Source organism: uncultured Amphritea sp., from assembly GCF_937127095.1.
GTDB lineage: Bacteria > Pseudomonadota > Gammaproteobacteria > Pseudomonadales > Balneatricaceae > Amphritea.
Genome location: NZ_CAKZLP010000055.1, coordinates 68,373 through 90,165, shown reverse-complemented (window position 1 = coordinate 90,165; position 21,793 = coordinate 68,373). Strand labels below are relative to the sequence as shown.

The 21,793-nt window shown below is 50.2% G+C and carries 19 protein-coding genes; 10 read left to right on the top strand and 9 right to left on the bottom strand.

From position 1 onward, the window contains the following. Positions 1–97: 97 nt before the first annotated feature. Positions 98–394 carry a phenol hydroxylase subunit gene (locus tag Q0499_RS13815; RefSeq protein WP_299200313.1) on the bottom strand — a complete coding sequence of 99 codons (297 nt, stop codon included), beginning with the start codon at positions 392–394 and terminating at the stop codon, positions 98–100. Positions 395–773: 379 nt separating this feature from the next. Here Q0499_RS13815 and Q0499_RS13810 point away from each other — a divergent pair, with 379 nt between their 5' ends. The 4 genes from Q0499_RS13810 (at position 774) to Q0499_RS13795 (ending at position 6,221) form a co-directional block, all read left to right on the top strand. Further along, positions 774–2,477 carry a sigma-54-dependent Fis family transcriptional regulator gene (locus Q0499_RS13810; RefSeq protein ID WP_299200311.1) on the top strand — a complete coding sequence of 568 codons (1,704 nt, stop codon included), beginning with the start codon at positions 774–776 and terminating at the stop codon, positions 2,475–2,477. Between the two features lie 55 nt (positions 2,478–2,532). Further along, positions 2,533–3,246, top strand: a complete 714-nt coding sequence (locus Q0499_RS13805; RefSeq protein ID WP_299200310.1) for a 16S rRNA (uracil(1498)-N(3))-methyltransferase — start codon at positions 2,533–2,535, stop codon at positions 3,244–3,246. A 145-nt stretch (positions 3,247–3,391) separates the two neighbouring features. After that, positions 3,392–4,447, top strand: a complete 1,056-nt coding sequence (locus Q0499_RS13800; RefSeq protein ID WP_363317801.1) for a Fe(3+) ABC transporter substrate-binding protein — start codon at positions 3,392–3,394, stop codon at positions 4,445–4,447. Between the two features lie 88 nt (positions 4,448–4,535). After that, positions 4,536–6,221 (top strand): iron ABC transporter permease, encoded by a 1,686-nt coding sequence (locus tag Q0499_RS13795; RefSeq protein WP_299200309.1) that lies wholly within the window; start codon positions 4,536–4,538, stop codon positions 6,219–6,221. A 22-nt stretch (positions 6,222–6,243) separates the two neighbouring features. On the opposite strand, the gene Q0499_RS13790 is transcribed toward Q0499_RS13795, so the two are convergent. From Q0499_RS13790 to ampD, 3 genes are all read right to left on the bottom strand, one after another. Further along, positions 6,244–7,290, bottom strand: coding sequence for an ABC transporter ATP-binding protein (locus Q0499_RS13790; protein ID WP_299200308.1), 1,047 nt, complete (start codon positions 7,288–7,290; stop codon positions 6,244–6,246). 90 nt (positions 7,291–7,380) lie between these two features. After that, positions 7,381–8,229: a hypothetical protein gene (locus Q0499_RS13785; RefSeq protein ID WP_299200307.1), complete on the bottom strand. Its 849-nt coding sequence runs from the start codon at positions 8,227–8,229 to the stop codon at positions 7,381–7,383. After that, a complete protein-coding gene (gene ampD / locus Q0499_RS13780; protein ID WP_299200306.1) occupies positions 8,226–8,804 on the bottom strand; it encodes a 1,6-anhydro-N-acetylmuramyl-L-alanine amidase AmpD in 579 nt (192 codons plus the stop codon). Before ampD ends, Q0499_RS13785 begins: the two co-directional genes overlap by 4 nt. Positions 8,805–8,966: 162 nt before the next feature. Here ampD and nadC point away from each other — a divergent pair, with 162 nt between their 5' ends. Further along, the gene (nadC, locus tag Q0499_RS13775) at positions 8,967–9,812 is read left to right on the top strand and encodes a carboxylating nicotinate-nucleotide diphosphorylase (RefSeq protein WP_299200305.1); all 846 of its coding nucleotides are present in this window, start codon (positions 8,967–8,969) and stop codon (positions 9,810–9,812) included. 216 nt (positions 9,813–10,028) lie between these two features. On the opposite strand, the gene Q0499_RS13770 is transcribed toward nadC, so the two are convergent. Further along, positions 10,029–10,388, bottom strand: a complete 360-nt coding sequence (locus tag Q0499_RS13770; protein WP_299200303.1) for a hypothetical protein — start codon at positions 10,386–10,388, stop codon at positions 10,029–10,031. Between the two features lie 124 nt (positions 10,389–10,512). Further along, positions 10,513–10,932, bottom strand: a complete 420-nt coding sequence (locus tag Q0499_RS13765; protein WP_299200302.1) for a prepilin-type N-terminal cleavage/methylation domain-containing protein — start codon at positions 10,930–10,932, stop codon at positions 10,513–10,515. 364 nt (positions 10,933–11,296) lie between these two features. Between Q0499_RS13765 and pilB the strand changes: the two genes are divergently transcribed. The 5 genes from pilB (at position 11,297) to yacG (ending at position 16,257) form a co-directional block, all read left to right on the top strand. Continuing rightward, positions 11,297–13,015: a type IV-A pilus assembly ATPase PilB gene (gene pilB / locus Q0499_RS13760; protein ID WP_299200301.1), complete on the top strand. Its 1,719-nt coding sequence runs from the start codon at positions 11,297–11,299 to the stop codon at positions 13,013–13,015. 92 nt (positions 13,016–13,107) lie between these two features. Further along, complete coding sequence (locus Q0499_RS13755) at positions 13,108–14,337, top strand: type II secretion system F family protein (RefSeq protein WP_299200300.1); 1,230 nt, start codon at positions 13,108–13,110, stop codon at positions 14,335–14,337. A 79-nt stretch (positions 14,338–14,416) separates the two neighbouring features. Beyond that, positions 14,417–15,355, top strand: coding sequence for an A24 family peptidase (locus Q0499_RS13750; RefSeq protein ID WP_299200299.1), 939 nt, complete (start codon positions 14,417–14,419; stop codon positions 15,353–15,355). A 52-nt stretch (positions 15,356–15,407) separates the two neighbouring features. Further along, positions 15,408–16,025: a dephospho-CoA kinase gene (gene coaE, locus Q0499_RS13745; protein WP_299200298.1), complete on the top strand. Its 618-nt coding sequence runs from the start codon at positions 15,408–15,410 to the stop codon at positions 16,023–16,025. Next, on the top strand, positions 16,018–16,257 hold the full coding sequence (gene yacG / locus Q0499_RS13740) for a DNA gyrase inhibitor YacG (RefSeq protein ID WP_299200297.1): 240 nt from the start codon (positions 16,018–16,020) through the stop codon (positions 16,255–16,257). Before coaE ends, yacG begins: the two co-directional genes overlap by 8 nt. Before the next feature lie 300 nt (positions 16,258–16,557). Here the strand turns inward: yacG and Q0499_RS13735 are convergent, their stop codons facing one another. From Q0499_RS13735 to secA, 3 genes are all read right to left on the bottom strand, one after another. After that, positions 16,558–17,490, bottom strand: a complete 933-nt coding sequence (locus Q0499_RS13735) for a Nudix family hydrolase (protein ID WP_299200295.1) — start codon at positions 17,488–17,490, stop codon at positions 16,558–16,560. 41 nt (positions 17,491–17,531) lie between these two features. After that, positions 17,532–18,749: a bifunctional glutamate N-acetyltransferase/amino-acid acetyltransferase ArgJ gene (argJ, locus tag Q0499_RS13730; protein ID WP_299200294.1), complete on the bottom strand. Its 1,218-nt coding sequence runs from the start codon at positions 18,747–18,749 to the stop codon at positions 17,532–17,534. A 139-nt stretch (positions 18,750–18,888) separates the two neighbouring features. After that, a complete protein-coding gene (secA, locus tag Q0499_RS13725) occupies positions 18,889–21,633 on the bottom strand; it encodes a preprotein translocase subunit SecA (RefSeq protein ID WP_299200293.1) in 2,745 nt (914 codons plus the stop codon). Positions 21,634–21,793 lie beyond the last annotated feature (160 nt).

Here is a 21,793-nt window from a genome sequence, read left to right as displayed (position 1 = left end):
CGGCTCCAGCGTTGCGGTTTTGATCTCTATGGTCATTTGCTTGATCCCTTCTGTTCGGGTTATTTATTTTTATTTATCAGCGCAGCGGTTAGCTCTGTCAGCTATGGTTTTTTGCCATCAGGGTCTCCTCGCCGTAGCGCCATTTTTCCATCTCGATATCCACTGCCTGCTGCTGTTCAACAGTCATGAAAACGACTTCATTGATCTCACAGAAACGCTTAAATGCCTTCTCAGGCATAATCAGTTCAACAAACAGCGTCGGGTCACCAATGGCAAAATCAAACTCAACAAACCGTGAATTAACGGAGCTGCGCACCCGCACATATTTGGTCAGCTGATCGAACCCGGGACGATGCTCAGAGCCTTCACGGGTATGAAGTTGCAGATCGGGCATAGGGCCTCCTGTGACGTTAAGTTTTAATCACAGGTGATAGAGCAACGTCTGTGCCAGCGAAAAGAACACCCTGACAGAAAGACAATGACAAGATTTAATACACTGATTTAAAAAGGATAAATAAATTTTAAGATCATTCATCGCTACTGGTTTATATCATTGACCCTCTCGGCTGAAAACTGATCAAATGATTAAAACTTCATGAAAAAATCAACTTGTACCTCTGCCACCCATTTTCCTGCGGTGGGTGATTCCCTGCCAGGCAAAGCAGTGAGCGATACAAATTGGGTGTTGTTTTTGTGCAACAAATAGAGTCACAATGAAAAGGGTTATAACCCTGAGCACAAAGAAAATAACAATAACTAAGCTGTACAAAGTGATGACTGAACTACACCCCATACTCCCGGATCCACAGGATCTGCTGCAACAGATACGTTTCGAAAACGACGAAGGAAAGATCTGGCTTGATGAGCAACGTATGTTGCTGATCCACTCGTCGGTGATGGGCCTGCTGCGACAGGAACTGATTCAGACGATGGGTTTGGAGCGGGCCAAAGGCTTTCTGATGCGCTTTGGTTACCATAGCGGCTGGCGCGATGCAGAACTGGCCAAAAAAGTCCGGCCGGAGATGACGCCCGAAGAAGCGTTTATGGTCGGGCCACAACTGCACGCGATCAAAGGTATGGTCAAAGTAACCCCTGTTTCACTGAATTTCGACGTTGAAAGCGGCTATTTCCATGCAGCTTTTGACTGGTTTAACTCACATGAAGTAGAAGCGCATCTGGCCAATTATGGCAAATCAGACGTACCCATCTGCTGGACACTGATCGGTTACGCCAGCGGATTTTCCACCTTCTACATGAACCGTCAAATCATTTTCCGGGAAACCCAGTGCGCGGGAACCGGCGCTGATCATTGCCATATTGAAGGCCGTCTGGCAGAAGACTGGGACGATGCTGACGAGACTGAAAAATATCTGCTGCCAGATCCCATGATTGAACAACTACTGGCGCTGCAAAACGAAGTCAGTTCGCTGAAAGATCAGTTTCGCAGCACTGAGGTGGAAGAAGATCTGCTGTTTAACAGCGTGGGCCACTCGGCGGCGTTCAGGAATGTCTGTAACCTGATTAAAAAAGCCTCTAAAAGCAAAGTCAGCGTACTGTTACAGGGAGAAACCGGTGTCGGCAAAGAGATCGTGGCGCGGGGCCTGCACAGCTCCAGCGACCGGGCAGACAAACCCTTTGTTGCGGTAAACTGCGCCTGTATCCCGCCAGACCTTATTGAAGCTGAGTTATTCGGAGTGGAAAAAGGCGCCTATACCGGCGCCACTCAATCCCGCGAAGGCAAGTTTGAACGAGCGCATAACGGCACTATCTTCCTTGATGAGGTGATTGAGCTGACACCCCGGGCACAGGCGTCGCTGCTGAGAGTCCTGCAAGAGTCTGAATTTGAACGGGTAGGTGATATCAAAACCCGTCGAATTGATGTGCGGGTGGTGGCTGCGACTAACGAAAACCTCGAAAACGCAGTGCAGGAGGGGCGTTTCAGAGCAGATCTGTTTTACCGCTTAAATGTGTACCCAGTGCATATCCCTCCACTGCGGGATCGCACCGAAGATATCCCCCTGCTGACAGAGCATTTTCTGAAAAAATATTGCGCACTGTATAACAAGAAAACGGCCGGAGTGTCTGATAAAGCGATGCAGGCACTGACGCAATATAAATGGCCGGGAAATATTCGTGAGCTGGAAAATATGATCGAACGGGGGGCTATTCTCACTGAAAATAACAACACCATCGGTTTAGCCAGTTTCTTTCCCTCGCTATCTGAACCCTCTCATCCCCTGAATATTATTAATGGCAGAGGCTTACTGTGCGAAGAGACGCGGGCGCAACAACCCGCTGACGACACAGAAGCGGTTAGTCGTCTGCTGGTCGACAACTTCAATCTGGAGCAACTGGAGCAGCAACTGATTGAAGAAGCGATGTCACAGACGAATGGTAATGTTTCTAAAGCGGCCAGAAAGCTAGGACTGACACGCCCCGCACTGGCCTATCGACTGAAAAAGATGGACGATAGCTAACGTCATAAAGCTGCTTTAGAATGGCGGCCTTTAATAACCACCATGCCGGGCTGACATGAATCTGATTCTGCTTTTCCAAACTGATTTTATCGCAACCGATACCGTTGTTATCAGCGACCGGCGTTTTCACCATATCAAACAGTTTCATCAGCCGGTTGAAGGCCAGCAACTCAAGGTTGGCCTGCTGGATGGCGATATCGGTCTGGGGACTGTCATTACCCTGGCAGAGCAATCGGTCACGCTGCAGATAAAACTGGATAAACAACCGCCCCCACCTCTGCCTATCACGCTGATTCTGGCCCTGCCGCGCCCGAAAATGCTCAAGCGTACTCTGCAGACCGTCACCAGCATGGGGGTTAAGCAGATCTATCTTATCAACTCATACAAAGTTGATAAGAGTTACTGGTCAAGCCCGGTGCTGCATGAACAATATTTAACAGAACAGCTATTACTGGGTCTTGAGCAAGCCGGTGATACCCTGCTGCCAGAAATTCATCTGCGCAAACGTTTTAAGCCCTTTGTCGAAGATGAACTGCCGGAAATTGCACAACATACCCGGGCGCTGGTTGCCCATCCTTACAATGCCGAAATCTGCCCCGCTGCAGAAAACATCGCTACCACGCTGGCTATTGGCCCTGAAGGAGGGTTTATCCCTTATGAAGTGAATAAGCTGCAAAGCGCCGGGTTTACAGCGATCCATATCGGCCCCCGGATTCTCAGGGTAGAAAATGCCGTTCCGGTGCTGTTATCCCGACTTTTCCCTATCTGAGAACAGCCTGTCTGTAGCATCCCGAACAACTTAATTGAGAATCATACGCATTACGGTTGACTTTTATTTCGATATAAATAAGAATAGTTCGCATTAGCAATTAAGAACTTGTTACATGCAATAATCTGAATCAGGTAACCCTATTATGCGTAAAAATTTAACTACAAACTTAAAAACAAACTTTAAAAAACTGGCGATGCTGACTCTGCCGCTGACGCTAGCAGCCACTCACGTCTCCGCCGCGGATGAGGTGAATATCTACTCCTACCGCCAGCAGTTCCTGATTCAGCCGATGCTCGAAGCGTTCACCGCAGACACGGGCATCAAAACGAATGTCATTTTTGCTAAAAAAGGGCTAATTGAACGTCTGCAACATGAAGGCAAAAACTCTCCTGCAGATATTGTGCTGACATCCGATATCGGGCCACTCTACGATGTGGTCGAAAAGGGGTTGACCCAGCCGGTCGTTAGTGAAGTTCTGACGCAGAATATTCCTGCACACTACCGCGACCCGGCTAACCACTGGTTCGGCCTTACCAGCCGCACCCGACTGATCTACGCCTCTAAAGAACGGGTTGCAGAGGGTGAGATTAAAACCTATGAAGAGCTGGCAGACCCTAAATGGAAAGGTCGTATCTGTACCCGCAGCGGTAAACACACCTACAATCTGTCACTGATCGGTTCGATGATTGCGCATCATGGTGAAGCGGAGGCTGAGCAATGGTTAGAAGGATTAAAAGCGAACCTCGCACGTAAACCACAGGGCAACGACCGGGCACAGGTTAAAGCCGTTAAAGAGGGGGTCTGCGACATCGCTTTGGGTAACTCTTATTATTTTGGCAAGATGATCACCAATGAAGAGCAGCCAGAACAGAAAGAGTGGGCCAACGCTGTCAACCTGATCTTCCCCAATCAGGATGATCGTGGCGCACATATGAGTATCTCCGGAGCAGCACTGACCAAATATGCACCGAATAAAGAGAATGCGATTAAACTGATGGAATTTCTCAGTGAAGAGCAGGCCCAGTCGATGTATGCTGAGGCTAACTTTGAGTTTCCGGTACGTCCGGGAACCAAGCGCTCCCCACTGTTAGATCAGTATATGGGCGACTTTAAGCAGGACAGTATCAACCTGCAAAAAATTGCCGAACTGCGGGCACAGGCTGCGCGAATGGCTGATAAAGTGGGCTTCGATAACTGATCCGCCAACGATTAAGGCGCGTTATCGACAACCATCCACCCAAACGGTAGTCTTCGTACTACCGTTTTTTCGTTAACAGAAGAGAGTTATGCAGGGCATCAGGGAGCGTCAACAAATCACCGCAACAATCAAAAGGCCTGGCAGCTATCTGCTTGGCTGGTATAGCACCACCTGGGGTACCGCCCTGATGGTGGCGTTGCCCGTGCTGTCTGTTTTCTATCTGGCGCTGTTCCCCCGGGAAAATATCTGGACCCACCTGGCGGAAACCGTTCTTCCAGTTTACATCACCACCACCCTGGCGCTGATGCTCGGGGTCGGGGCACTCTCCATCGCTATCGGCGTCTGCGGCGCCTGGCTGGTGACTATGTGCCGTTTTCCTGGCCGGCGCCTGTTCGAATGGGCGCTGCTGCTGCCGTTTGCCGTACCTGCCTACGTGATCGCCTATGTGTACACCGACTTGCTGGAATACTCCGGCGCGTTACAGATCGCCCTGCGGGAGCTATTCGGCTGGCAAACCGCACAGGATTACTGGTTTCCCGATATTCGCACCCTCGGCGGTGCGATTCTGATGCTGGCCATGGTGCTCTATCCCTATATCTATCTACTGACCCGCGCCGCCTTTCTGGAGCAGTCCACCACCATCCATGACGCCAGTCGCACCTTAGGCTGCACGCCATGGCAAAGTTTCTACCGGGTTTCCCTGCCAATCGCCCGCCCGGCCATCGCCGTAGGCCTGTCACTGGTGTCGATGGAAACCATAAATGATTTTGGCACTGTGGATTATTTTGCGGTTAAAAGTATGAGCGCAGGCATCTATGATACCTGGCTGAATATGGGCAACTTAGGCGGGGCCGCCCAGATCGCCAGTCTGATGATGATCTTTGTGGTCATCCTGATCTCACTGGAACGACTGGCCCGGGCGAAGCAACGGCAGTTTAACAGTGCTGACCGCTATAAGACGCTCACCGGCTACAGACTATCAGGCTGGCGCGCCTGGGGAGCAACACTACTCTGTGCGCTACCGGTGATCACCGGCTTTATCATTCCGGTTTGGGTATTAACCGGTTATGCGTTGAGCAACTTCGACCAACTATGGACCAACGACTTCATCACCCATGCCAGCCATAGCTTTATCCTCTCCAGTTGTGCCGCGCTGCTGACCATTATGATTGCGCTGCTGCTGGCTTACTCAAAGCGGCTGCATAAAAAAAGTAGCCTGAAGGTGGCCGCACAGTTTTCCAGTCTGGGGTATGCCATGCCCGGCGCGGTGCTAGCTATTGGTGTAATTATCCCGCTGGCGGCATTTGATAATTTTATCGACGCCCGGATGGAGCAGTTTTTCAATCTATCCACCGGACTGTTGCTCAGCGGAACCGCTTTCGCTGTAATCTTCGCCTATGTAGTGCGTTTTCTGGCGGTATCGGTAGGCTCGGTAGAATCCAGTCTTAACAAGATTACCGAAAGCATGGATATGGCATCCCGTTCACTGGGGCTCTCGCCACTGCAAACCCTGATCAGAGTTCATCTGCCATTGATAAAAGGCGGCATACTAACCGCTGCACTGGTGGTATTTGTTGACTGCATGAAGGAGTTGCCCGCAACGCTGATCCTGCGGCCATTCAACTACGATACCCTGGCGACCTATGTCTACCAGTATGCCTCAGATGAGATGCTGGAGGCCTGCTCCCTGGCGGCCCTGCTGATCGTTCTGGTGGGGATTATTCCGGTCATACTGCTAAGCCGGACTATTTCATCCACCCGCAACAGCAACTGATCTCTTAAGATAGCTAAGAGTATCAGGCACTAAACGCTATCGGCCGATGAGCCGCAACATGCAAAGAAACCTGAGCGCCGACCTCAAACATTCGGGGTTCAAAAATTTCTGACTCGACCCGCCGTCCGGAGGGCAGGAGCAACTGATACACCACCGAACTGCCGAGAAACTCCTTCTGCTCAACGCGGGCCATCACACTGCCCTTTTCTATACTGGGCCGAATATCCGCAGGGCGGATAAAGAGTGAGAGTTGCTTACCCGTAACCGCGCCAAAAGGCTCAGCAAACTCAATGATACCCAGCTCAGTCTGCACCGTAGTCTCACTCAGACATTCGGCGTCAAACAGTTCGCCCTTGCCAACAAACCCCGCGACCAGGGGGTTAGCCGGTTGGTAATACAACTCAGTCGGTGTGCCCCACTGCTGCAGCCTGCCCTGCGCCAGAATGCCCAGTTTATCGCTAATAGCAAAGGCTTCCTGCTGATCGTGGGTCACCATAATCGCGGCGATTCCCTGATCTTTTAAAATCGCTCGCACCTCCAGCGCTAGCTGTTTACGCAGATCGGTATCCAGATTGGAGAATGGTTCATCCATCAGCAGAAGTTTAGGTTTAGGTGCCAGCGCCCGGGCCAGCGCCACCCGCTGCTGCTGGCCACCCGAAAGCTCATGGGGATAACGGGATGAAAGGTCAGGCAGTTCAACCAGCTTCAACATCTCAGCAACGGTCTGTTTTTTTTCTGCAGCGCTGCGAGCGTGTAAACCAAACGCGATGTTGTCAAACACGTTGAGATGGGGAAACAGTGCATAATCCTGAAACACGACACCGATGCCACGCTGCTCCGGCGGCAGCATAAAACCGACAGCAGAGATCTCCTCGCCATTCTGAACAATAGCGCCAGACAACAGCGGATTAAAACCGGCAATCGCCCGCAGCACGGTCGTTTTGCCACAACCGCTGGGGCCTAACAGGCAGGCTATTTCGCCCGCCTGCAGTTGCAAATCCAGCTGTTCAGCGATAACGGTGTTGTCATAGCCACAGCCTAAAGATCGGAGTTCCAGAAGAGGAGTCATAGGTCCAGCAGTCTCTTTTCCAAATGAAAATGATTCTCGCTTATATCTGAAACTATTTCAAGTTAGCAGAGCGGTCACTACCGATTCTTATCAATACAGCGGCGTCTCAACACCCAACATTGTCAGCACAGCAAACACAATCAGCCATAAAATCGCTGAACGGCGAATCAGTTTATTGAGGCTAATAATCTCTTCAGCTGCATGATGCCGGAACTGCTCATCACCACAACCGCCCTCCTGCCTGAACTGTTGATAACTCTCTTCGCCCATGGCCGCCAGTGCGATCCGGAAAAGCCAGTCACTCACCCCCTTATCGTCTGCATGTGACTCTTTTAGCTGATGGAAGGCGCTGACACCGTTGCCGACAATAAAGAAGGTAAAGCCCAACACCCGGGCAGGTACCCAGATCACCAGCCTGGCCACTCGAACACAGTAGTTTTTATTCTGGCGCTGCAGCTGCCAGCCCGCCCAGAGGGCAAGAAAGAGCCCGGGAATCCCCAGAAAGATAAACCAGAACAGCACAGCAAAAAAACCTGTTAACGACAGATAGAGATATTGCTGACAGATCGCATAATGTGCCGACTGGCAATCGGTTACATCATCGGTACGATTCAGCCCAAGCAGCCCAGCCAGCTGCAACCATGAGGCCTGAAAGTCGCCCCGGCACCAGTCCTGGTAATACTTTCCGGTCAGGTCACTGGGCGACCAGTTTTCCAGATAGATATAGAGTGCCAGCAACTCAATCGCTAAGATAAAAATGCCGAATTCCCAGCGGAAAAACTGCAACAGCAGGGCTTCCAACGCCAGCATATACAGAATCAACATAAGCCAGTGGAGATAACTCTGAGGAGTAGCAGCCCGGGACAGATTGACTATCCGCTGTGACCGGCGCTTATAGCGTCCCAGAATTATCGTCAGCATTACCGCAAGAAACTTCATCTGTGCAACTCCCTCTTCAACAGACGATTAAAGTAGTCCCGGTTAAACGCCGGGCCAGGGTCTGATTTGCGCTGTGGGGCAATATCGGCATGACCGGTAATATGCGCCTCACTCATCTCAGAATAGTAATCAAGCAGAGCCCTTGTCACTCTGGCCAGCTGCAGATATTGCTGTTCGGTATAGGAAATATCATCGGTTCCCTCCAACTCAATACCGATGGAAAAGTCATTACAGTTATCAACACCGCAATAGTGTGACTGACCCGCATGCCAGGCCCGCTGATCAAAACCAACAAACTGCACCATACCACCACTACGTTCAATCAGTAGGTGTGCCGATACCTGCAACGCGGCAATCGTCTCAAAATAGGGGTGTGCAGAAGTATCCAGCCGGTTGAGAAAAAAGTCTTTGATGTAGCCCCCGCCAAAGCGGGCTGGCGGCAGGCTGATATTGTGTATCACCAGCAACCGCGGCTGTATATTTTCCGGGCGCTGATTAAAGTTGGGCGACGGACAGCGTTCAACTCCGCTCAACCAGCCAGCCTCTATCTCGAGAATTTCATTAAACTGTGCCATTTTTCCTCTTAGAGCAGCTACTTTACCCAGCGGCTTTCCGTTAAAATACCGGGCTTGATGTGGCCCTTAAAAGCCCCTTGATAGTACCACGCCATTCATTGCTGACAAGCTATCAGCATATTCACCACAAATGATAGCGAAAGACTTTTATACGGAGCCCCTATGGCCAACACCCGACTGCTCAGAGATATCCCCGCTACCGTCCGAACCGCGCTGGCGGAAGATATTGGTGACGGTGACATCACCGCCCAACTGATTCCAGTGGAACAACAGGCAAAAGCCCGGGTGATCAGTCGTGAAGATGCGGTAATCTGCGGTGTCGAATGGGTCAATGAGGTGTTTCGACAGGTGGATGACAACGTCCAGGTAAACTGGCTGGTCAGCGATGGCGACAGCGTTTCGGCCAATCAAGTCCTGTTTGAGTTAGAGGGGCCCGCCCGCTCACTGCTCACTGGCGAGCGCAGCGCACTGAACTTTCTGCAAACCCTCTCGGCCACCGCGACTATCAGCGCCTACTATGCGTCACTGGTAGAGGGTACCGGCGTGAAGCTGCTCGATACCCGTAAAACCATTCCCGGGCTGCGCAATGCGCAGAAGTATGCCGTTACCTGTGGCGGCTGTTATAACCATCGAGTCGGTCTCTATGATGCATTTCTGATCAAGGAAAACCATATTATGGCCTGCGGCTCAATCGCCAACGCGATCACCACGGCGAAACACAACGAACCGGGGAAGCCAGTGGAAGTTGAAGTAGAGTCCTTTGAAGAGTTACAGCAGGCGCTTGATGCCAACGCCGACATCGTTATGCTGGATAACTTCGATCATGCAGGCTTGCGTTTAGCGGTACAGAAAAACAAAGAACACCCGACACCCGCCAAACTGGAAGCCTCCGGTGGTATCGATGAGCGCACGTTAAGAAGTATTGCCGAAACCGGCGTTGACTACATCTCTATCGGACTGTTGACCAAAGATTGTAAAGCGGTTGATCTGTCAATGCGGTTTATCTGAGGCAACTACAACCGATCAATTGCTGAAACCGATCAATTGCTGAAAAAAGAAAAAAATCCGCCAATATGAGCGGATTTTTTATGTTTAAAAGCGTCTATTAATTCCAAAAGAGAAAGAATAGCCGTAAAACTATCATACTCACTTTGAGTAACAACCCTGCAATCTAGCGGTTGATTTGTCGTTAAAAGCAAAGATTCCTGAAAATTATTAACCTGTTTACGGAGCCTTACGCCGACAATCGGCTGCACCGATCAGCTCCCACTCATCACTTTTCTGAATCTGCAGAATATCGTAAACCTCGACCACGGTCTTATTGACGTTATGCTTCCAGAGAATCTTACAGATCTCTTTAGCACTGTCATTGCGTTTTTCTCCCTTGTCACGGGGCAGCATACCGATCGCCAGCACTCCACCATCTGACCACCAGACAGGGGTCGCAGGGTACTTGTCAGGCTGAGATGCCAGATCCGCTTCAACCACGGCTCGTTTTTCAATCGGGAGAGGCTCTTCATAGAGGTAGTAGGTGACAGCTACGGTGATAGCAATCAGGATAACCAGGATCGTCTTCTTATTCATTAATTTATACTATCTAGCAATCATAAACTTCATAAAACAAACAGCAACGTAACACATATAAACCAAAATACTAAAAAAAACCCGGCAATAACCGGGTTTTTTTCTACTCATTATCTAATAAACATTAACACCAGCCAGCAGCAACACACGAGCCGCCTTTAGCCCATTTAACATTACCATTTGTGGTATCTGGAGTTAAAGTATAGTTTGCATTAGCACCAATATTTTGAGAAGTCGCGGTAATTACACCAGTGTTCGAAATACTCACGGACGCAATAAACCCGCCTTGACCATCTGCGTCACTTACCGCATTTGTTACACCAGTATTAGCTGCTGCAGAAGCGATTGAGCCTTCTTCAGCAAATGCAACTTCAAAAGCTGTTTTAACACCAGATGTTGCAACAACAACTTCTGTGAACTTGGCCTTATTTGTGTAGTTCTGGTAAGCAGGCAGTGCGATGGCAGCCAGAATACCGATAATCGCCACAACGATCATCAATTCGATCAGGGTAAAACCCTGCTGTTTTTTAAGTGTGTTTTTCATTAGTTATCTCTCCAGCGAGTAAAGTATTCATCATCAATCCCTGCTCCGAACGACTCTTTCCCTTGCCATAGGGCCCATCTTCCATGCTCCATACGAGCCTGAATGAATAGTACTCTATTTTTTATGGCAGTCCAGTGACCTGAAGCAAGCGTCTGTTGATTCTCAAACCGACCGATAGATGTTACTTTACAAATAGATAATAATACAAGGCAGTTTAGGATAAAGCACAGCACTTATAGCACAGTACTTGTTTCGAACATAAAATAAGTGCTCTTAAATAGCTATTTAAATAAGCTATTATGCTAAAACCTTAAGCTATCTTCTCTGTCGCCGATATCAACAGATAAAATGGATTCTCTGAATAATGAGCGTACAACCCTTTCAGCCGCTGAGTGGCCTGGCCAGACGACTGGTTAATGATGGTGTGTTTTCATCCGATGTTGCGATGGATGCCCTGAAAACAGCCCGTAAGGACAATAAGCCGTTTATTGCCCATATTATCGAAAACCGGCTGGTAAGCGCCTACCGTGCTGCTGCTGCTGCTGCCGATGAGTTCGGTATGCCGCTGTTTGACCTCGATGTGATCGATATCGAAGCCCTGCCCCAGGGGTTGGTCGACGAGAAGCTGATCACCAAACACCACGCCCTGCCACTGATCAAGCGTGAAAACCGGCTCTACGTTGCCATATCAGACCCCACCAATATCCAGGCGCTGGACGAGTTTAAATTTCATACCGGCACCACCACCGAAGGGGTGATTGTCGAGGAAGATAAACTCTCCCACCTGATCGACACCTTTCTGGATGAACAGAACTCTGCCCTCGATGGCCTTGAAGATGCCGACCTGGACAATCTCGAGATCGATGAGGGGCTCAACGAGAAGCAGGAAGACAATGGCGAAGATGCCGCAAACGAAGCCCCCATTGTACGTTTCGTTAATAAAATACTGCTGGATGCCATCAAAAATGGCGCATCGGATATCCACTTTGAGCCCTATGAAAAGTCCTATCGCATCCGTTGCCGTATCGACGGAATATTGCAGGAGGTGGCAAAACCTCCTTCAAACCTGTCCTCCAGACTTTGCGCCCGCCTGAAAGTCATGTCACAGATGGACATCTCTGAACGGAGGATGCCTCAGGATGGCCGGATCAAGATGAAGATCTCGAAAAACCGCGCCATCGATTTCCGGGTTAACACCCTGCCCACCCTCTGGGGTGAAAAAATAGTGCTGCGTATTCTTGACCCCACCAGCGCGCAGATGGGCATCGAAGCCCTCGGTTATGATGAAGATCAGAAAGAGCTGTTTATGCAAACCCTGCATAAACCCCAGGGGATGATCCTGGTCACCGGGCCTACCGGTAGTGGTAAAACCGTTTCTCTCTATACCGGACTGAATATCCTCAACACGGTAGAACGGAATATCTCCACCGCAGAGGACCCGGTAGAGATCAACCTGGAGGGGATCAACCAGGTACATGTGAATACTAAAGTGGGGCTGACCTTCGCAGAAGCACTACGCTCATTCCTGCGTCAGGACCCGGATGTTGTGATGGTGGGTGAGATCCGGGATATCGAAACCGCAGAAATAGCGATTAAAGCCGCCCAAACTGGTCATATGGTACTCTCAACCCTACACACCAACAGTGCCGCTGAAACCTTAACCCGACTACGCAATATGGGTGTTCCGGCCTTTAATATTGCCACCTCTGTGTCTATGATCATTGCTCAGCGCCTGGGACGACGCTTATGCACGGGTTGTAAAAAGCCCGTTAACATTCCCGAAGCCACGCTGCTGGAAGAGGGCTTTACCCCGGAACAGATTAATGCGGGTATGAATCTGTTCGAACATAACCCGGAAGGCTGCAGTAAATGCAATAAGGGTTATAAGGGACGGGTCGGTGTCTATGAAACTATGGCGATGACACCGGAAATTGCGCAGGTCATTATGGACAACGGTTCATCTCTGGATATTCTGGCGCAGGCTAAAGCCCAGGGTTTCAGAACTCTGCGTCAGTCCGGCCTGCGCAAAGTGATTCAGGGCGTTACTAGCCTGGAAGAGATGAATCGGGTGATTAAACTGTAAACCTCTGTTTTAGTTGATAGCTTGTTGATTACTCACAACGTTAAAAATCAGAATCGAAAAATATTCTAAACCTGTATACGGAAACAAACCGGATGGCTAAGAAAGCAGCAGACAAAACACCTCTCACCTTTAACTGGGAAGGCAAAGATAAGAGTGGTAATGCCAGCAAAGGGGCAATTAACGCCGAAAACCTGACTGAAGCCAAAGCGATGCTGCGCAAGCAAGGGATTATGCCCAAAAAGGTTCGTAAACAAACATACAGTATGTTCAGCAACCACAATAAACCGATAAAACCGCTGGATATCGCCCTGTTTACCCGCCAGACCGCCACCATGCTAAAATCCGGAGTGCCACTGCTTCAAGGGTTTGACATCGTCGCCAACGGCATTGAAAAAGCTAAAATGAAAAAGGTGATCTACGACCTTAAATCCGATGTCAGTGGTGGCACCAGCTTTGCCAAAGCATTGGAGCGCCATCCCAAATATTTCGATGATCTTTACTGCAACTTGGTTGATGCCGGTGAAAGTTCCGGTTCACTGGAAACCATGTTGGAACGGATAGCGACTTACAAAGAGAAAATCGAAACCCTTAAAAAGAAAATTAAGAAAGCAATGACTTACCCGATCGCGGTTATTGTGATCGGCCTGGTGGTCTCGGCTATTCTGTTGATTAAAGTTGTTCCCCAGTTCGAAAGTGTATTCTCCAGCTTCGGTGCTGACCTGCCTGCCTTTACCTTGTTTGTTGTTGGCTTGTCAAAAATAGCCCAGGACTGGTGGTTTATCGCCATTATCGCGATAGTCGCAGCCGGTTTTGCCTTCACAAAAGCTCATGAAAAATCGAGAGGTTTCAGAGAGTGGCTCGACCGCACAGTGCTTAAGCTGCCTATTGTCGGGCAGATACTCCACAACTCTGCCATTGCCCGATTCGCCAGAACTCTGGCGACCACCTTTGCCGCCGGGGTACCGCTGGTGGATGCGCTGGAGTCTGCCGCCGGAGCATCAGGCAATGTGGTGTATGAAAAAGCCATAATGCAGATTAAAAACGGAGTATCCACCGGTCAGTCACTGCAAAATGCCGTCACCATGACCGGCTTATTCCCCCCCATGGCAACGCAGATGATTGCCATAGGTGAAGAGGCCGGTTCACTAGATATGATGCTGGACAAGGTCGCCAGTTATTACGAGGAGGAGGTGGATAACGCCGTTGATAACCTCTCAACCCTGATCGAACCGATGATTATGGCTGTTCTTGGGATACTAGTGGGTGGACTGGTTATTGCGATGTATCTGCCGATCTTCCAGCTAGGCAATGTGGTCGGATGAACGCATTAAGGCAAGCCTTTTTTTAAACATAATAAGGCGAAAAAGTCAAAAATTTTGATATCCGGTAAATCTGACTAATATGTTTTTTGAACTGATTGCAGCAAATATCTGGCTGTCGGTGTTGCTCACCTCTGTTTTTTCTTTGCTGGTCGGTAGCTTCCTCAACGTAGTCATCCATCGATTGCCGCTGATGATGGAGCGGGAGTGGCTAGAGATGGCAGAGGAGGCGGCTAATTCACAGCCCTCTTCAATGTCAGCCGAGCTGGATATTGAGGCAGCAGAAGAACGGGTGGAAGCATTTCCCGCTAAGCCACCAGAGCACCCTGGAACCTTTAACCTTGCCCAACCCGCCTCAACTTGCCCGAATTGTGGCCACCTGATTCGCTGGTATGAAAACATTCCGCTGATCAGCTACTTTTTGATTCTGGGTGGCAAGTGCAGTGGCTGTAAAACCAGCATATCACTGCGCTATCCGCTGATTGAACTCGTAACCGCAGTGATATCAGGCTTTATTGTCTGGCAGTTCGGTTTTAACCCGGTTGCTTTCGGCATTGTTTTCTTTAGCTGGTGCCTGATCGCACTCACCGCTATCGATATCGACCATCAGCTGCTGCCGGATAAAATCACCCTACCGTTGCTCTGGATCGGCCTGATACTGAATAGTTTTGGCTATTTCACTACCCTGCCCTCAGCCCTGTGGGGAGCGATTCTTGGCTATCTCTCTCTCTGGTCTGTATTCTGGCTGTTTAAGCTGATCACCGGGAAGGAGGGCATGGGCTATGGCGACTTTAAACTACTGGCCGCCTTGGGGGCATGGGCTGGCGCGGATATGCTACCCCTGATTATTCTGGTTTCATCGCTGATCGGAGCGATCGTCGGTGGTTTGATGATTCTGTTTAATCGACATGAATCACAAACACCGATCCCGTTTGGCCCCTATCTGGCGGGTGCTGGCTGGATCGCTCTGTTATGGGGCAAGGACCTTACAGGCTGGTATCTGCAGTTATTGGCTGTCTGATAACCTGCTGATTTGCTGCTTATCTAACATACGACTAAAACGAGATGGCTAAATGTTTGTAGTAGGACTGACTGGTGGTATTGGCAGTGGTAAATCCGCTGTATCCCGACTGTTTGAGCAACGGGCGGTCACCGTGATTGATGCTGACCAGGTTGCCCGGGACGTGGTTGAACCGGGTGAACCGGCACTGGAGAAAATCGCCCGCAGATTTGGCAGCGAGATTTTACTAACCGATGGTCATCTGGATCGTAAAGCCCTGCGAAAAATCGTTTTTGAAACACCAAAACAACGGGACTGGCTGGAGCAGTTGCTACACCCGCTGATCAGAGACCGCATTCTGCTGAAACTGGATCAGTCCTCCTCAGAGTATGCTATTCTGACCTCTCCACTGTTACTGGAAACAGATCAGCACCTGCTGGTCAATCATGTCGTTGTCGTGGATGTGGATGAAGCAACGCAGATCAGTCGCACCGTAGCGCGGGACAGTACCGATACCGAACAGGTCAAAGCGATTATTGCGGCGCAGATAAACCGTGATCAACGTATCGCTAAAGCAGACGATCTGATCGATAACAGCGGTACAGTAGACGCACTCAAACCGCGGGTAGAACAGTTACATAAGAAGTTTCTGGAGAAAGCACAACAGGAACGGGAGTCAGACCTTGACTAACAAGTCTCATAATAAAAAGCCACTGGTTGCATGCCCCACCTGCAGTAAAGAGCAGGAGTGGAGCACCGACAATCAGTTCCGACCATTTTGCAGCGAGCGCTGTAAGATGATTGATCTGGGTGCCTGGGCATCCGAAGAGTATCAGATCCCTGCTGAGCCCAGTATGGATGACTACAGCAGTAGCTTTGAAGACAGTGAAAGCTCTGACTATCTGGACCGGCCGCTGCACTGATTAGACAACCCACTTCACAAACAATCAGTCATTGTTGTTACTGCAGAGGCGGGAACGAAAGTCCGGTCATTTTATTTGGCCGATCGCTTCGCTAGTCCGATCGCTACGTTTGTCTGAACACAGCCTTCTGCTGCTTATCCGCTTTTTCGGATACACCTGTGGGAGCGTCGCTAGTATGCCCTCTGGGTACCTCGTCGCGATAAAACCATCAACAGGCACCGGGGCAAATAATCGCCGCGAGGGCGCGCCTCCCACAACAGCACCCATTTATATATATCTGGGGATGTGATGTTTTAAAGCTCAGCAAAAACAGCTGATCGCGGCGATCCCCTGGCCACCCGCCAAGATTGCACGATTCAGATCATCCATTGAAACCCCACCCAGCGCATACACTGGAAGTGAGCACTCTTTCACCAGGCGACCATATTCATCCCAGCCCATCGGCACAACCTCAGGGTGACTTGATGTTTTTTGCACGGGTGAGAGGGTAATGTAATCAACACCAAGCTGCTCAGCGCGACGAATCTGTTCCTCGCTGTGACAGGAAGCACCCAGCCAGCTCCCCTTGAACCGTTCACGGCTGTCCAGTTGCATCAGCCTCTCTGAACTCAGATGAAGCGCCGACACGGCAGCGATGTTCGCAGCTGCAACCGCACCATTCCATACTATCAAAAATCCTGGAAAGGCCTCTGACAGCTGTTGATAGAGACTTAACTGTTCAGCCTCAGTCAGGTGCTTAGCCCGCAGCATAACCGCCTGAGCGCCCTGCTGAATCGCTTGAGATACAAACCTACTGTACTGTTCTGATTGCAACCGGGGAGTAATCGCTAACGCACTCGGTAATAACAGTGCATTGACTATCGGTTTGTTAGCGGCCGGGAACTGATAAGCGCGCAGATCATTCAACTTAACCCAGTTAAGTGGCTGCCCTTCCCGCCCATACGCCTCGCCACTGAACCGGTTTACCCGAAACACATCCAGTAAAACCGATTTATCGGGGTAATGATAGGGGATCTGGATAAGGGGTAAAGTGGCAGACTGATCAATCACAATCCCCAGTTCTTCCAGCAGTTCTCTGGCCAACGCGCTGCGAACATCTTCGCCGGGCTCAACTTTACCGCCGGGGAACTCCCATAAGCCCCCCTGGTGCTGCGCTTTATCGCGCAACGCCAGGAGCAACTCACCGGACTCATTGAAGATAGCCGCTGCCGCGACATGGATTAGTTTGGACAAAAGCGATTCCCAGCCAACGCTATCGATTGGCTATAGTCTGATCAGGAACGATAGTCGGCGTTGATCGCAACATAATCCTTGCTAAGATCAGTGGTCCAGACCGTTTCCTGCTGATCACCACGATTGAGGATAATACGGATGGTGATCTCCTCACGGCTCATCACCGCCTGACCTGCCGCTTCAGTATAACTGGCAGCACGGCCACCGTTTTCAACGATGCAAGCTTCGCCCAGCCAGATTTGCAGAGTATCAACATCCAGATTATCGATACCCGCATAACCGACCGCAGCTAGTATCCGTCCCCAGTTGGGGTCGCTGGCAAACAGCGCTGTTTTAACCAGCGGTGAATGAGCGACGGCATAGGCGGTTTTCAGTGCTTCTTCAGAACTGGCCGCCTGTTCAACACTGATGGTGACAAACTTGGTTGCCCCCTCACCATCACGGATGATCGCCTGCGCCAGCTCAAGCAGGGTTTTATCCACAGCTTCGCTGAACTGCGCCAGAAGCTCGGCATTGTCTTCAGAGACCTCAACACCACTGGCACCGGTCGCCACCAAGATGCAGGAGTCATTTGTGGAGGTATCCCCATCAATGGTAATCCGGTTGAATGACTGATCCGCTGCACGGCTTAACAGCGATTGCAGCAGTGCAGGTTCAACTTTTGCATCTGTGGCAATATAAGCCAGCATGGTCGCCATATTGGGCTTAATCATACCCGCGCCTTTAGAGATCCCGGTGAGGGTAATAACCTGCCCCTGATACTCCAGTTGCATCGAATACGCTTTTGGCCGGGTATCAGTCGTCATAATACCGCTGGCCGCTTCCAGCCAGCCATTATCCGAAAGCGCATCAAAAGCAGCAGGAATCGCAGCGATAATGCGCTCTTTAGGCAGTTTTTCACCGATGACACCGGTGGAGAATGGCAGGATCTGGCCAACAGTCACCCCCCCCTGATCAGCCACCGCCTGACAGACATCCAGCGCGTCCTGATAGCCCTCTTTACCGGTACCCGCATTGGCATTACCGGTATTGATCACCAGATAGGATGGCATCCCCTGTTGCAGATGCGCCTTACAAATTCTGACCGGGGCTGCACAAAACTGATTCAGGGTGAAAACACCTGCAGCGCTGGCGCCTTCTGCCAGTTCCATGAGAACCAGATCTTTTCGGCCAGGCTTTTTAACGCCGGCAGAAGTGGTGCCTATACGAAAACCTGCAACCGGGTGCAGCGTTGGAAGCGTGCCGGGACCTACCGCCATTACAGACTCCTTAACCTTATCTTTAATCGATAGAAAAAAAGAAAGCAGCTTCGCTGCTTTCTCTGTGTTAATCAATAGCCAGATCAGGGTAAAACAATAAAAATTTTACCTTAGAAAAGGCACATTTCCTCTGCCCGGATCAGCTTAGCTTACCGTGACACTGCTTGTATTTTTTACCTGAACCACAGGGGCAAGGGTCGTTACGGCCCACTTTTTTACCTTCGCGCACAAAAGTCTCAACGCCAGCAACATCAGCCTCACCAGTATCGGAATCAGACTCATCTGCGCCCAATGCAGAGGCTTCTGCATGCTGAAAACTCATCTGCTGCTGGGCCGCCTGTTCACGACGCAGACGATCCATCTCTTCAATCTCTTCTGGCTGGCGCACCTGAACGTGACTGAGAATCTTAATCACATCGGTTTTAATATTTTCCAGCAGATGCTCAAACAGGATAAAGGATTCACGCTTATACTCCTGTTTCGGGTTCTTCTGCGCATAACCCCGCAGGTGAATACCCTGACGCAACATATCCATCGACTGCAGATGCTCTTTCCACAACGTATCCAGCACCTGCAGCATCACCTGCTTCTCGAACAGGCGCATATTTTCTACACCCACAATCGCCGCTTTCGCCTGATAGTCCTCAACGATATCGCGCAGAATACGCTCGCGAAGGGACTCTTCATGCAGGGTATCATCTTTATCCAGCCATTCCTGCACAGGCATCTCCAGACCAAACTCGGACTCAAGATGCTTTTCCAGACCGGGAATATCCCACTGTTCTTCCAGACTCTGTGGCTTGATGTAGTCACTAATCGCATTATCGACTACCTCAGCACGCACCGCTTCGATGGTTTCGGAAATATCATTGGTGGCCATCAATTCGTTACGCTGATCATAGACCGCACGACGCTGGTCGTTGGCAACATCATCATATTCCAGCAACTGCTTACGAATATCGTAATTACGGCCTTCGACTTTACGCTGGGCTTTCTCAATCGCATTAGAGACCATCTTATGCTCGATTGCCTCGCCTTTCTCCATCCCCAGGGCTTTCATAAACTGACGTACCCGGTCGGAAGCAAAGATACGCATCAGATCATCTTCCAGTGAGAGGAAGAAACGGGATGAACCGTTATCACCCTGACGACCGGCACGACCCCGCAACTGATTATCGATACGACGGGATTCATGACGTTCGGTGCCGATAATATGCAGACCACCGGCTTCCAGCACTGCATCATGGCGTGCCTGCCACTCAGCCTTCGCTTCTGCTATCTGTGCGTCTGTAGGGTTGTCCATACCTTCAAGCACCGACTCAAACTTACCGCCTAGTACGATGTCAGTACCACGACCCGCCATGTTGGTCGCAATCGTCACCGCGCCAGCACGACCCGCATCAGCGATAATGCCGGCTTCTTTACCGTGATTTTTGGCGTTCAGTACGTTATGCGGCAGCTTTTTCTTTTTCAGGAAAGCCGAGATCATCTCAGAAGATTCAACCGACGCAGTACCCACCAGCACCGGGCGCTTCTGCTCGACACAGTGCTCTATCTCTTTGAGGATCGCCTCGTACTTCTCCTCAATGGTGAGAAATACCAGGTCGTTATAATCAATACGGGCAACCGCTACGTTGGTTGGGATAACCACCACATCCAGACCGTAGATCTGGTTAAGCTCGAACGCCTCGGTGTCAGCAGTACCGGTCATACCGGAAAGTTTTTCATAGAGACGGAAATAGTTCTGGAAAGTCGTCGATGCCAGGGTCTGGCTTTCCTGATTAATATGGACGCCCTCTTTGGCCTCCACCGCCTGATGCAAACCTTCAGACCAGCGACGCCCCGGCATAATACGCCCGGTGTGCTCGTCAACGATCACCACCTGATCATCCTGAATGATATAATCAACATCCCGCTGAAACAGGTTATGCGCCCGCAGCGCAGCCAGCACATGGTGAAGCAGGCTCAGGTTCTGCGGCGCGTAGAGACTTTCGCCTTCACCGAGAATACCCTCTTTCGCCAGCATGTCTTCAATGCGTTGATGACCGCGCTCAGTCAACTCGACAGTGCGGTTTTTCTCATCAACGGAAAAATCACCATCAATCTCTTCAACACTCTTTGGATCAATTTCGCCATCATACTTTTCCAGTACCGGAATCAGCGTGTTCATCCGCCGGTACATCTCTGAGCTGTCTTCCGCCGCACCAGAGATAATCAGTGGCGTACGCGCCTCATCAATAAGGATGGAGTCAACCTCATCCACTACGGAGAAGTAGAAGTCACGCTGCACTTTATCCTCTACGCTAAAAGCCATGTTGTCGCGCAGGTAGTCAAAGCCGAACTCGTTGTTAGTACCGTAAGTGATATCGGCATGGTAAGCATCACGTTTGGTTTGCGGATCCTGACCCGACAACACCACACCCACACTCAGGCCAAGAAACTCATACAGTGGACGCATCCACTCGGCATCACGGCTTGCCAGATAGTCGTTGACGGTAACAACATGCACACCCCGCCCCACCAGCGCATTGAGGTACACCGGCAGTGTCGCTACCAGGGTTTTACCCTCACCGGTGCGCATCTCTGCAACCTTACCCTCATGCAGGGTAATACCACCAATCATCTGCACATCGAAATGACGCATCCCCATCGCCCGACGCGAGGCTTCACGTACAACCGCAAATGCTTCCGGAAGAAGCGCATCAAGGGATTCGCCCTGCTCAAGGCGGGACTTAAACTCGACCGTCTTCGCCTTCAGGTCATCATCAGAAAGTTGTTCAACTTCGCTTTCATAGCTATTGATCTGTTTAACGACCTTACCCATCTGTTTGAGTACACGTTCGTTCTTACTACCAAAAACCTTCTTTAACATCGAAGTGAACATAATCTGATTATTTACCTGTTAAAAGCGGCCGGTAAGCCGGTTAAAGTATTAAATTAACTCAACATTCTACCTCTATTGGGGCATCAAACTAAATCTCAATAGGGATATTTTTTTAGTGGGTATAAATGCCCGAAATAATAGTAAAAAGCCGGACTAAACA